The sequence below is a fragment of the Janthinobacterium kochi genome (assembly GCF_051380715.1).
Classification (GTDB): domain Bacteria; phylum Pseudomonadota; class Gammaproteobacteria; order Burkholderiales; family Burkholderiaceae_D; genus Janthinobacterium.
Map to the genome: position 1 here is coordinate 15,845 of NZ_JBNYXO010000008.1, position 12,813 is coordinate 28,657.

Below are 12,813 nucleotides of genomic sequence, written 5' to 3' on the forward strand. Positions count from 1 at the left end.
ATGCCGGGATTTTTCATTTTTTACAGTGTCTTGATGAGCACCTGGGATTTACGTTGCCAGTTATACATATGCTGGCGGTCCTTCGGCAAATCGTCGACGGTGGCCGGCACGAAGCCGCGTTTCTTGAACCAGTGCGAGGTGCGCGTGGTCAGCACGAACAGTTTGTTCAGGCCGGCGGCGCGCGCGCGGTTTTCCATGTGTTTCAGGATGCGCTCGCCGTCGCCCTGGGCTTGCACTTCCGGGTTGACCGTCAAGCATGCCATTTCCGCCATTTTTTGCGCGGGGAACGGGTACAGGGCGGCGCAGCCGAAGATCACGCCATCATGCTCGATGACGGAGAAATAATCGATCTCGCGTTCGATCAGCTCGCGGCCCCGCTTCACCAAAGTGCCGTCCGCTTCCAGCGGTTCGATCAGTTTGATGATACCGCCCACGTCTTCGATGGTGGCCTGGCGCAGGCTTTCCAGGTTTTCGTGGCTGATCATGGTGCCCACGCCATCATGGGTGAACAATTCCAGCAGGGCCGAACCGTCCATCGAGAAGGGCACGATGTGCGAGCGCTCGACACCGTTGTGGCATGCCTTGACGCAATGTTTCAGGTAGAACGCCGTGGCGTCGGGCAAGAAGCCCGCCATCAGCACGGCTTCGGCCTGGTGCGACGACAGTTCACGGATTTCCACGCCCGTGGCGTCTTCCATCATCGGCGTTTCCGTGATGAAAATCAGTTTGTCCGCGTGCAGGGCGATGGCGGCGCTGCATGCGACGTCTTCCATGGTCAGATTGAAGGCCTCGCCGGTCGGCGAGAAACCCAGCGGCGAGAGCAGCACCAGGCCGTCCGAACCGAGGATGGAATGGATGGTTTCGGCGTCGACCTTGCGCGTGATGCCCGTCAGTTCCAGGTCCACGCCATCGATCACGCCCAGCGGGCGCGCCGTGATGAAGTTGCCGGAAATGATACGGATGGCCGCATGCGACATGGGCGTGTTCGGCAAGCCCTGGCTGAACGCGGCCTCGATATCGAGGCGCAGCTCGCCGGCAGCTTCCTTCGCGCATTCCAGCGCGGCGATGTCCGTGATGCGCACGCCGTTGTGGAAGCGGCCTTCGACGTTGCGCAAGGCCAGTTGTTCCGCCACCTGCGGCCGTGAGCCGTAGACGACGGTGACGTTGATGTCCAGCGCATGCAGCAGGGACAAATCATGGGCCAGCACCTGCAGCGCCCCGGCGCTGACGAGTTCACCGGGGAAGGCGACCACGAAGGTCTTGCCGCGAAAGGCGTGGATGTAGGGCGCGACGGAGCGCAGCCATTGGACGAATTGGGTAGGGTTTTCCATTAAGCGCATTATAATTCGCTGCGCGATGTGCGCGCTTAAAATACCTGTAAAAAACAATGTCTTCAGCCAGCAATAAGTCTTCCCCTCCTTCCACCGTTGCAAATGTGCCCGCCAGCGCGGATATTGCCACGCCTGCCGCCGCGCCTGCGCAGGGCCGCCAGCGCCCGCCCGTGAGCCAGCAAAGGCAGCAGCCGCCGCGCACGGAACAGCAGAAACAGCAACAGCAGCAGCGCGCCCCGCGCCCGCCGCGCGAGGGGCAGGCGCCGCGCAATGAGCAGGCCAGCCGCGCAGAGCGCGAGAGTCGCGAGAGCCGAGACGCAGCGCGCGCCGCGCGCGAGGCGGAAAAGGCCTTCCGCAATCCGCTGCCACCGATTACGTATCCGGAAGACTTGCCCGTCTCGGGCCGGCGCGCCGAAATCGCCAAGGCCCTGATGGAAAACCAGGTGATCATCGTCTCGGGCGAGACGGGTTCCGGCAAGACGACGCAGTTGCCGAAGATTTGCCTGGAACTGGGACGTGGCCAGAAGGGCATGATCGGCCATACGCAGCCGCGCCGCATCGCCGCTTCCTCGACGGCCAAGCGCATCGCGCAGGAACTCGGTACGCCGCTGGGCGAAACCGTGGGCTTCAAGGTGCGCTTTACCGACACCCTGAGCCGTGGCGCCTCCGTCAAGCTGATGACGGACGGTATCTTGCTGGCCGAGACGCAGACCGACCCGTTGTTGAAAAATTACGACACCATCATCATCGATGAAGCACATGAACGCAGCCTGAACATCGATTTCCTGCTCGGTTATCTGAAACAGCTGCTGCCGCGCCGGCCTGATCTGAAAATCATCATCACCTCGGCCACCATCGATGCGGAACGCTTTTCGCGCCATTTCGGCACGCCGGAGAAACCCGCGCCCGTGATCGAAGTGTCGGGCCGCCTGTACCAGGTGGAAGTGCGTTATCGTCCCGTGGAGCGCGAGCAGGTCGCCATGCCAGGTTCGGGCGCGGGTAGCAACAGCGCCGACAAACCGGGACAGAGGACTGCCGCCGCGCGCGAAAAGCGTGACCTGATGGATGCCGTCGTCGATGGCGTGGAAGAGCTGTGCCGCATCGGCTCGGGCGATGTGCTGGTGTTCTTGCCGGGCGAGCGCGAAATCCGCGACTGCGCCGAAGCGCTGCGCAAGCACCATCCGCCGCACGTGGAAATCCTGCCCCTGTTCGCCCGTTTGTCCGCCGAAGAGCAGGAACGCGTCTTCAAGACCAGCAATGCGCGCCGCATCGTGCTGGCCACCAACGTGGCGGAAACCTCGCTGACCGTGCCCGGCATCCGCTACGTGGTCGACGCGGGCCTGGCGCGCGTGAAACGCTACAGTTACCGCAACAAGGTCGAGCAGCTGCAGGTCGAGCCGATCGCCCAGTCGGCCGCCAACCAGCGCGCCGGGCGCTGCGGCCGCGTGGCCGATGGCGTGTGCATCCGTTTGTACGAAGAGCAGGATTATTTGCTGCGGCCAAAGTTCACCGAGCCGGAAATCCTGCGCTCTTCGCTGGCGGCCGTCATTCTGCGCATGAAATCCTTGCACCTGACGGACGTGGAAACCTTCCCCTTCATCGAGCCGCCGCTGGCGCGCGCGGTGGCCGACGGTTATCAATTGCTGCAGGAACTGGGCGCCGTCGACGAGGTCAACCAACTCACGCCGCTGGGCAACAAGCTGGCCAAGCTGCCGCTCGACCCGCGCGTAGGCCGCATGATCCTGGCCGCGCTCGATAACGCCTGCCTGACGGAAGTGCTGATCGTCGCCTCGGCCCTGTCCGTGCAAGATCCGCGCGACCGCCCGATGGAACACCAGCAGGCGGCCGACGAAGCGCACAAGAAGTTTGCCGATGAAAAGTCGGAATTCCTCAGCTACCTGAAAATCTGGCGCTGGTTCGAGTCCGCCATCGAGCACAAGAAAACCAACCGCCAGTTGCAGGACAATTGCCGCACGAATTTCTTGTCGCAGATGCGCCTGCGCGAATGGCGCGACGTGCATTCGCAGCTGCTGACCATCGTCAAGGAGCAGGGCTGGCGCCTGAATGAGGCACCGGCTACTTACGACAATCTGCACATGGCCTTGCTGACTGGCTTGCTGGGCAATATCGGTTTCAAGGGCGAGGACGAGCCGGGTGCCGGCTACCTGGGCGCACGCGGCATCAAGTTCCATATCTGGCCCGGTTCCTCGCTGCTGAAAAAGCCGGGCAAGTGGATCATGGCGGCCGAACTGGTCGACACGACGCGTTTGTATGCGCGCTGCGTGGCGCAGATCCAGCCCGAGTGGCTGGAAAAAGTCGGCGAACATTTGCTGAAAAAATCGTGGGGCGAGCCGCGCTGGGAAAAACGCTCGGCGCAAGTGACGGCCTCGGAACGCGCGACTTTATATGGCCTGGTGGTGTACAGCCAGCGCCGCATCAACTATGGCAATTTCAACTTGCCGGAAGCGCGCGAAATCTTCATCCGCGACGCCCTCGTCGGCGGCGACTTCGACACGCGCGCGCCATTCTTTGCGCACAACCACAAGCTGATCAAGGATATCGAAAACCTCGAACACAAATCGCGCCGCCTGGACGTGCTGGTCGACGATGAACTGATCGCCGCCTTCTACGACAAGCTGCTGCCGGCGGACGTGTGCAATGGCGCCGGTTTCGAAAAATGGCACAAGGACGTCTCGCGCGAGAACCCGAAGTTGCTGTATTTGAACCGCGAAGAGCTGATGCGCCACGAGGCGGCCGGCGTGACCACCGACCTGTTCCCGAAAACCATGTCCGTGACGGGCCTGGAAATGGGTCTCACGTACCACTTCGAGCCGGGCAGCGTGCGCGATGGCGTGACGTTGAGCGTGCCGCTGTATGCGCTGAACCAGTTGCCGCGCGAGCGCTGCGAATGGCTGGTGCCGGGCATGCTGAAGGAAAAAGTGCATCTGCTGCTGAAATCCTTGCCGCAAAAGCTGCGCCGCCACTGCGTGCCGCTGCCCGATTACGCGGCCAAGTTCTGCGAGCGTGTGCATGAGGCGGGCGTGTTTGGTCGCGGTGACCTGATCGACGCCATCATCGCAGACATCCGCACGCAAATCACGATCAATGTGCTGACGACGGACTTCAAGCCGGAAACCCTGCCTGCCCATCACTTCATGAATTTCAAGGTGATCGACGAGCATGGCCGCCAGCTGGACATGGGCCGCAACCTGGCCACCCTGCAGGCGGAATTCGGCGGCCAGGCGCGCCAGAGTTTCCAGAAGCTGGCTGAAGTGTCGGGCGTCTCCGGCACGGGCACGCCCGGTGCCAAGGTGGCGGGCGCGCAAGTGGCGTCGCGGCTGCAGGCGCAGAGTGCTACAGTTGCAGCAGGCAAGGGCGCGTCCGCCCCTGCCGCGCCGGCACCGGCAAATGCCACCGTCTCGCAACACATGGGTTTGACGGCCTGGACCTTTGGCGAATTGCCGGAATTACTCGAAATCGTGCAGGGCAAGCTGACACTGATCGGTTTCCCCGCGCTGGTCGACAAGGGCACGCATTGCGACCTGGAAGTGTTTGACGACCCGACCGTGGCCTCCCGCACGCACAAGGTCGGTTTGCGCCGTTTGTTCGCGCTGCAAATGAAAGAGCAGATCAAGTACGTCGAGAAAAGCATCCCTGGTTTACAGCAGATGGGCATGCAATTCATGGCCCTCGGTTCGCAGGAAGAGCTGCGCGAGCAAATCATCAACAAGGCGCTCGATATTGCTTGCTTGCAAGATCCGCTGCCGCTGGACGCCGCCTCATTCGCCAAGCGCCAGACGGAAGGCAAGTCGCGCCTGGTGTTACTGGTGAATGAAATCGCCCGGCTGCTGTCGCAAGTGCTGACGGAATTCCACGGCTTGCCCAAGCGCCTGCAGAATATTCCTGCAGCGGCTGCGGCCGATATCCAGTCGCAGCTGCAGGGACTCGTGCACAAGCGCTTCCTGACGGAAAGCGAGTACACGCAGCTGGCGCACTTCCCCCGTTATTTGAAGGCGATCAACGTGCGCCTGGAAAAGCTGCGCGCCGACCCCGCGCGCGACACCAAGTTGATGGCCGAATGGCAATCGGCGGCGGCACCCTACCTGCGCCAGAGCAAGGACCGCCAAGCGGGCAAGAACACCGACCCGAAACTGGTCGAGTTCCGCTGGATGCTGGAAGAGCTGCGCGTGTCGCTGTTTGCGCAGGAGTTGAGGACGCCGATGCCGGTGTCGGCGAAACGGTTGCAAAAGGTATGGGAATCGATGCAGCGGTAGGTCGGATTAGCGAGGCGAAGCCACGCGTAATCCGACGCCATCGTTGGCGCGACGGTGGCGCGACGGTGGTGCGGTGTTAGTGGTGTCAGCCGGGTTAACGGTTTGGCGGTTTGGCGGTGTTAATCATGCCGCTGGTGGTGTCGGATTACGCGGCTGCGCCGCTAATCCGACCTACCCGACCTACCCGACCCAGGTTCTACCTCTCATCATCGCTGAGCGGGGAGCGCGAGCCGCCCTGGCTGCCGCCCGTGCCGGCGCGGCTGCCGCTCATGGAGGTGCCGGACATGCTGCTGTCGCTGCCTGATTGCAGACTGGCGCCCCCACGCAGGTCGCTGCCGGATGGCATGCGGCCCGCCGCCATGGCGCCGCTGCCGTGGCGCGTGGCGCTGCCATAGAACGCTTCCATCTGCTGGTTCCACGCATCGCTGCCCATGTCGGGCCAGTTGTTCTTGTCGAAGCCGGGTGCGTCTTTCAGCTGGTTTTTTTCCACGTTGAGCAAAAAGCGCTTGTTGACGGGGTCCAGGGTCAGGCGCTCCCAAGGGACGGCAAACAGCTTGTCGCCCATGCCCAGGATGCCGCCGAAGGACAGCACGGCATAGGCGATCTGACCGGAGCGCATGTCGAGCATGATTTCCTTGATGTCGCCCAGTTCCTCGTCGCTGTGATTGTAGACATCGTCGCCGAGCAGGGTGTCGGCCCCCATCAGGGCCGGCCCCGGGCCGTCGTGGTTGCGGTACATGCCCAGGATGTCGCGGTCCAGATAGCTCATGGTGTTCTCTCCTCTGTGAAGTGCTGATCGAATCCCCAGACTACGCATGCGCACAAGGTCGCGCTTGATCTGCCTCAATGGTGTCTGCGGCACTTTTATCGGTGTGCAAACGTACGGTGTTGTCCGCCAATTGCGGTACTCTATGCGTTCTACGGAGGAGGCCGCACATGCTGACGATGCAACGATGCAGAGGGATGAACTTGCGGTACGCTCCACAACGACACGCGTGCCGCTTGCCATGGTGAAGCCCGCCACCAAATGGCTGCGCGGGCTATTGCGCGCCGGTAAGGCGCAGCAGCGCACGGCGACCAAACTGGCCAAGGTGCTGTTCGGGCCCGTGCCAGCCAAGCCCAGGGTCCGCAAGGCGGCGGCCAAGACCACGAAGGCGAGTCCCAAGCCGCGCGCCAGGCCCGCCAGCAACGCCGTGCCCGCCCTGGCACCCTTTGCCACGCCCCTGTCGCCCCCGCGCGTGCGCAAGCGAACGGCGCCCCCGCCGGGCAAGTGGCTGGCCGCCCACTATGCGCCCCTGCCGGAACTGGGGCAGTTGCCGGGCCGGCGCCTGCCGTATTTCCTGTACTTACCCGAGAAGGCGCCGAGCGCCGCCATGCGCAGCCGGGGCCGGCCACTGCTGGTGATGCTGCATGGCTGCGAGCAGAGCGCCACGCAGTTTGCCGAAGGCACGCGCATGAACCGCCTTGCAGAACGCAAGGGCTATGCCGTGCTGTATCCGCAGCAGTCGTTGCGCTCGCATGCGCGCCGTTGCTGGAAGTGGTACGACAAGCTGACGCAGGAGGGCGGCGGCGACGTGCGCCTGATCGTCGGCGCCATCGAGCAGGTGGCGGCCCGCTATGCGATTGACCGCGCGCGCATTTATATCTGCGGCATTTCTGCCGGTGCCGGCATGGCGCATATCGTGGCCCTGAACCATCCCCATCTGTTTGCCGCGCTGGGCCTGCATTCCGGGCCCGTGTTTGGCGCCGGGCATAACCTGATCGGCGCGCTGGGCGTGATGCAGCATGGCGCTGCCGCCCGTGCCGAGGCGGCCATCGATGAAGTGCTGGCGCGCCAGCCCGCGTTTCCCCGCCTGCCCACCATCCTGCTGCAAGGGCTGGCCGACAAGGTGGTGCGGCCCATTAACCAGACGCAGCTGGTGCGCCAGAGCGTGCGCGTCAACCGCCTGCCAGCCGACACCGTTGTGACGGCGCAGCGCCTGCCTGGCGGTGCGGCGGGCGGGCGCAATCCGGCCCATGCGTATGCGCTGCACGATTATCAGGTGGGCAAGGATGTGCTGCTGCGCGTGGCCCAGGTCGAGCACCTCGAGCACGCCTGGAGCGGCGGCGATGCCAGCCTGCCTTTCAATGACAAGGCCAAGCCCGACGCCAGCAAGATGCTGCTCGATTTCTTCGCCAGCCATTACCGCCGGTAAGCCAGCGTGCCTGCGCGCCGCAACGGCACGCAGGCACTGGTACGCATCGTTCTTCCCTTCCTCCGCAGGGCCGCTGCCGCGCGCCGGCACGCTGGCCACGCCCTTTTCAGCGCAGATTTTAAATGCCACAGCAGCATGGGTTTTGCTTAAGTGGTATTGCTGCGGTATTTAAAAATAACAAAACAGGTGCTGAAAATACTAATTGGTATACAATTGGTACACGTTTTCAGTGTAATCCGTGTCCGCCGTCCCATGCCCCGACGACCGGCAGGCACTGACGGCAGCCACCCACGTTACGGAACGCACCATGTCCATCAAGTCCAGGCAGTTGCTGTGGTTTTTTGCGTTTTTCCTCGTCTTTGAACTGAATATCTATCTGTCGAACGACATGATCATGCCGGCCATGCTGGGCATCGTCGGCGAGTTCCAGGCGGAGGCAAAATTCGTCCCCCTGTCCCTCAGCCTGTATCTGCTGGGCGGCAGCTCGCTGCAGATTTTCCTGGGGCCCCTGGCCGACACCATCGGCAAGCGCAAGCTGGTGCTGACCGGCAATACCTTGTTCTTGCTGGCCACCTTGGCGGTGCCGTTTGCCACTTCCATTGAGCAATTTCTCGCCGCGCGCTTCCTCCAGGGCATGGGCTGCTGCTTCATCTTCGTCGGCTATGCCATGATCCATGAACTGTTCGATGACATGGCGGCCGTCAAGTTGAGCAGCATTCTGTCGAGCACCACCATCCTCGCGCCCCTGGCCGGCCCCATCCTCGGCAGCGCCATCATCAGCCGGCTGGACTGGCGCTACGTGTTTTTCCTTTCCGGCCTGCTGGCGCTGCTGTCCTTGCTGGGCCTGTTCAAGACCATGCCGCGCGCGGCGCCGACACAGCCGCGCCTGGATGGCCGCGCCATCGTGCGCAGCTATGTCGCCATTTTCAGCAACGGGCGCTTCATGTTCGGCATGTTTACGGCCGGGCTGGCCACCGTGCCCCTGACGGCCTGGATCGGCTTTTCGCCCCTCTTCGTGCTGCAGGAGATGGGCGCCTCTTACGCTACCTATATTGCGCTGCAATGCGTGATTTTGTCCGGTTTTGTGTTCAGCAGCATCGCCATCCAGCGCCTGCGCCAGGATTTCCCGCTCGCGCATCTGCTGCGCCTGGGTGGGCTGATCGCGGCCGCCGGCATGCTGGGCGCTGGCGCGGGCCGCCACCATGTCGACGTGTTTGCCGCCTGCATGTTTGTCTATTCCATCGGCTTCGGCCTGTTCAACGGCGCCCTGATCCGCAGCGCGATTACGGCCAGCAGGGAATCGATGACACTGACGACGGCCGCCATGAGCTTGTTGTATTGCATTTATTTGTCTGCCTGGCTGCAGCTGTACAACGTGCTGTGCCAGCGCTTCGGCTATGTGCTGGAAACGTATGCGCTGCTCAATATCCCCGTCATCGTGGTCATCGCCGCCTGCCTGCTGCTGTTTACACGGGGCATGGCGGGGCGCCGGGAAAACGAGGTGCTGCTGGCCCGGCACTGATGGCGCAACGCTGCGCATGTTCCCGACCTTGTTTTACCTCCTGCGACGTTTATTGACACTCTCCTGCGGAAAATGGTGCGCCCATGAAAATAGATGACCTGGCATCGAAACACGATCAAGCAAAGATTTTCAACCTGGAGTACGAGTTTCGCATCCACCGGCTGAAACTCGATTACATCACCCTGGCCGATGTCCGGCCGGCCGGCAGCGACCTGGAACAACTGGCCGTGGAGCACCAGGCGGGCATCGCCGGCCTGCGCAGCTTCGTCGCCGCCAATTTTACGCATTTCAATGCCGCGAGCTGTTCCTCGCTCAGCTGCATCCCCACGCGGGCGCTGGGCGATGACGAGCGCTACCTGCATCGCATCTGGATGGGCGGGCCGTTGCCGGCCATCGCTTATGCGGCGATTCAGCAGTGGGGCGCGGCGCTCGACGAGGTGCGGCAGAATGGCGGCGCGCCGTATGTCTCGATCCTGTGGGTGTGGGATGCGCAGCAATTGCGCCATGACGCGCGTTTCAGTCCCACGGGCGGCGCCGGGCGCTACACGATAGGGCGCTATGCCATCGGCGGCACGACGCTGCATATCAACTCGCTGCGCGCGCTGGCGCTGGACTTTGCGCCGGCCCGCTTCGATATCCTCAATACCCTGCATGCGCAGCGCTACTTTGCCACCTTGTCCGATTATTTCCGCATCCTCATCCTGTGCGAATACGGCGGCATGTATATGGATGTCGATACGATCCCGCACAATCCGGCGACGATTTTCCTGATGAAGCCGGAAGTGCCCGATTATTTCCAGCGCAAGGATGGTGACAGCGAAGAGCGCCGGCATGTCAGCTGGATGAATCTGTTCCTCGATGAAACGGGCATGCTGATCGCCAAGAAGAACGATGCCGCGCTGCGTGTGATCCAGCGCAATGTGAATCTCGCCTATGCGGGCATCAATGGGGAGATTCCCCGCTCCTGCCCGCAATTCGAGGCGCAGCTGTTTGGCCAGTTCTATGCCGAATGGAAGAAAAACCTGGGCGTGACCCTGCTCAGCCATGCCGAGTTTTACCAGCGCTATTGCGTGCTGTATGACGGCGCGCGGGAAGCGGTGGCGGGCGGCATCCGCGGCATGCGCTTGCTGGACGATATCATTACCGACATACATATCCCGCTCAGCGACGAGGAGCGGCGCGCGTATGCGCGCTGCGTGGCGCGGCTAGCCGAAATCGACTGGCAACTCGATGATCCTTTGCGCCTGCCCGACATCGTCGATGTGTTCGATATCGAGGAAGTGCCGCGCATGGCGTATGCGGCCCAGTTGCGGGCGGAAATCGATCATTTTCACTATTACTCGGTGCTGTCGGACGACCCGCAGCTGGACCGCGTGAATGCCGTCTTTTGCCGCTACTTGCTGGCCCACCGCTCGCAGCAGATTGCTGCCGGTAATTTCTGGCGCCCCACCGTGGGCCGCCACGGAAGCCGCATGCCGGCCGCCGGCGATGCCGCCCCGTCCGGCAACGAAGTGCAGGCGGGCCTGCTGTCGCATGCGCCGCTCAAGCTGGTGGCGGGCGAACTGCTGGGCGACGAGGCGAAGAACCGCATGGCCAAATTGCTGTTTGCCACCAGTTACCTCGAATACTGTTCGTTCGGCAATAAACTCAATCTGCAATTTGTCGAACTGCAGCGGCGGCAGAACATCGACCCCTACCTGGCGCACATTCACGGCCTGCATGACGAGGACGAGCGTTTCATCGGCTTCTTCACGGCCGCGACGATGGCCGAGTTCCAGGCTTGCGGCGCCGTCTCGTATTACCGCGATGACATGAAGGCGCTCGACGATGCGTATGATGCCTTCGTGCTCGCGCATGCGCGCGCCGACGACTGTTTCGTCAGCAGCCTGGCCATCGACGAGAAATACCGGGGCCAGGGTTTATTCAGGCAGATGTTCCATGAAATCCGTGACCTGGCCAGCCGCAAGGGGTGCGCGCGCATCACCTTGACGGTATGGGAAAAGAGCGAAGCGCTGCAAGTGTATCTGCACAAGGGCTTTCGCAGCGTGGGCACGTTCGACTATGCTTACAGCCTGTTTTATGACCGTTTGCACTTCCTGGTGTATGAAGGAAACTGAGGAGGGGAACGGAGGCGGGAAACTGAAGGAAGCGGGGGCGGCCGGCAGCCGCCCCGTGCATGCTTACAAAGCCAGGAAAGCCAGGGCCGCCACGGCCGTCGGCAGCAGGGCGCCGGCCAGCAGGCCGACAGCGCCGATCGATTCATCCTGGAAGCCGCGGCGCAGCAGGGATACGCCGGCCGGGTTCGGCGCGTTGGCGATGACGGTCAGACCGCCACCGGCCACGGCACCGGCCACCAGCATGTATTTCGCTTCGTCCGTCATGCCGACGATCAGCGAACCGAGGTAAGTCAGGGCCGCATTGTCGGTGATCGCCGTCAAGCCCAGGGCGCCGAAGAACAGGGCCAGCGGCTTCAGGCTCGAGACGATGGGCTGCAACCACCATTGCTGCATGCCGCCCAGTACCACCAGGCCGCCCAGGAAGAAGCCGACCAATAAACCCTCTTTCAGGATCAGCGGGCTTTGATAGCGCTCATATGCCTGCACGAAGCCGAGGAAGAACAGGAACAGACCGAAGAACAGCACGGGATGGTGTGCCAGTGCCACCACGCCGCCCAGCACGATCATGTGCACCACGCTGACGGCCAGCGGCACTTTCGGCGCTTCGACTTCGCCGGCCTTCGGCTTGATATCGGAGGTGTTGCTGTGCAGGTATTTGCGCAGCAATATGCTCACGCCCGTGGCGTTGACCAGCACGGCGATGGCGGCCTTCCAACCGAAATGGCTGGCCATGTAGGCGCTGTCCCAGTTCCACGTGGTGGCCACCATCAGCACGGGCGGCGCCGCGTACGAAGTCAGGGTGCCGCCGATGGAAACGTTGACGAACAGCACGCCCAGCGCGCCGTATTTCAGCCATTCAGGAATGCCCGGGCGGAAGATTTGCGGCGCCAGCATCAGCGCGGCCAGGGTCATGGCGGCCGGTTCCGTGATCATCGAACCCGTCAGGGGTACGAGCGCCAGGCCCAGCCAGACGAGGGCCAGTTCCGTGCGCAGCGGCATCACGCGCGCCACGCCTTTGAGCAGGCGCTGCACGGCGTCGAGCACGGGGCGCGAGGCGGCCACCACCATGACGACGAAGACGAACAGCGGTTCCGTGTACTGGCGCGATTCGGCATACTCGATGGCCGCATCGCCGCCCGAGACAAAGGCCATGATGATGATCAGAATGAAGGCCCAGAAGCCGAACACGACTTCCACTTCGCCCAGCAGGTGCAGCAAGCCAGCATGACGGGGGTGGCGCTGCGATAATGTTTCAAACGACTTGGCGGCGAAGGTGTGGATGAGCGCAAGGCCGAAGACGATTGCGCTGATGAGTTGGATGGTAGTCAAATGCGTTTCCTTATGGACGGAGGAAGCCGCCCGGTGCATCGCCGG

The 12,813-nt window shown here is 62.7% G+C and carries 7 protein-coding genes; 4 read left to right on the plus strand and 3 right to left on the minus strand.

The window, feature by feature from the left end:
- Positions 1 to 20: 20 nt before the first annotated feature.
- Entirely contained in the window at positions 21 to 1,331 is a 1,311-nt protein-coding gene (gene argA, locus ACQ4WL_RS17760) for an amino-acid N-acetyltransferase (protein WP_046685875.1), read from the minus strand.
- A 56-nt stretch (positions 1,332 to 1,387) separates the two neighbouring features.
- Here argA and hrpA point away from each other — a divergent pair, with 56 nt between their 5' ends.
- The gene (gene hrpA / locus ACQ4WL_RS17765) at positions 1,388 to 5,605 is read left to right on the plus strand and encodes an ATP-dependent RNA helicase HrpA (RefSeq protein WP_436510931.1); all 4,218 of its coding nucleotides are present in this window, start codon (positions 1,388 to 1,390) and stop codon (positions 5,603 to 5,605) included.
- A gap of 196 nt (positions 5,606 to 5,801) precedes the next feature.
- Here the strand turns inward: hrpA and ACQ4WL_RS17770 are convergent, their stop codons facing one another.
- Positions 5,802 to 6,374, minus strand: a complete 573-nt coding sequence (locus ACQ4WL_RS17770) for a PRC-barrel domain-containing protein (protein ID WP_436510932.1) — start codon at positions 6,372 to 6,374, stop codon at positions 5,802 to 5,804.
- Between the two features lie 238 nt (positions 6,375 to 6,612).
- Between ACQ4WL_RS17770 and ACQ4WL_RS17775 the strand changes: the two genes are divergently transcribed.
- From ACQ4WL_RS17775 to ACQ4WL_RS17785, 3 genes are all read left to right on the plus strand, one after another.
- Entirely contained in the window at positions 6,613 to 7,800 is a 1,188-nt protein-coding gene (locus tag ACQ4WL_RS17775; RefSeq protein WP_436510933.1) for an extracellular catalytic domain type 1 short-chain-length polyhydroxyalkanoate depolymerase, read from the plus strand.
- A 307-nt stretch (positions 7,801 to 8,107) separates the two neighbouring features.
- Complete coding sequence (locus tag ACQ4WL_RS17780) at positions 8,108 to 9,322, plus strand: MFS transporter (RefSeq protein ID WP_436510934.1); 1,215 nt, start codon at positions 8,108 to 8,110, stop codon at positions 9,320 to 9,322.
- Between the two features lie 83 nt (positions 9,323 to 9,405).
- Positions 9,406 to 11,439 (plus strand): GNAT family N-acetyltransferase, encoded by a 2,034-nt coding sequence (locus ACQ4WL_RS17785; protein ID WP_436510935.1) that lies wholly within the window; start codon positions 9,406 to 9,408, stop codon positions 11,437 to 11,439.
- 63 nt (positions 11,440 to 11,502) lie between these two features.
- Here the strand turns inward: ACQ4WL_RS17785 and ACQ4WL_RS17790 are convergent, their stop codons facing one another.
- The gene (locus ACQ4WL_RS17790; protein WP_436510936.1) at positions 11,503 to 12,768 is read right to left on the minus strand and encodes a putative Na+/H+ antiporter; all 1,266 of its coding nucleotides are present in this window, start codon (positions 12,766 to 12,768) and stop codon (positions 11,503 to 11,505) included.
- Positions 12,769 to 12,813: the final 45 nt, after the last annotated feature.

Coding starts and splice junctions, on each gene's coding strand:
- argA (WP_046685875.1), bottom strand. CDS start 1,331: ATGGAAAACCCTACCCAATTCGTCCAATGGCTGCGCTCCGTCGCGCCC.
- hrpA (WP_436510931.1), top strand. CDS start 1,388: ATGTCTTCAGCCAGCAATAAGTCTTCCCCTCCTTCCACCGTTGCAAAT.
- ACQ4WL_RS17770 (WP_436510932.1), bottom strand. CDS start 6,374: ATGAGCTATCTGGACCGCGACATCCTGGGCATGTACCGCAACCACGAC.
- ACQ4WL_RS17775 (WP_436510933.1), top strand. CDS start 6,613: ATGGTGAAGCCCGCCACCAAATGGCTGCGCGGGCTATTGCGCGCCGGT.
- ACQ4WL_RS17780 (WP_436510934.1), top strand. CDS start 8,108: ATGTCCATCAAGTCCAGGCAGTTGCTGTGGTTTTTTGCGTTTTTCCTC.
- ACQ4WL_RS17785 (WP_436510935.1), top strand. CDS start 9,406: ATGAAAATAGATGACCTGGCATCGAAACACGATCAAGCAAAGATTTTC.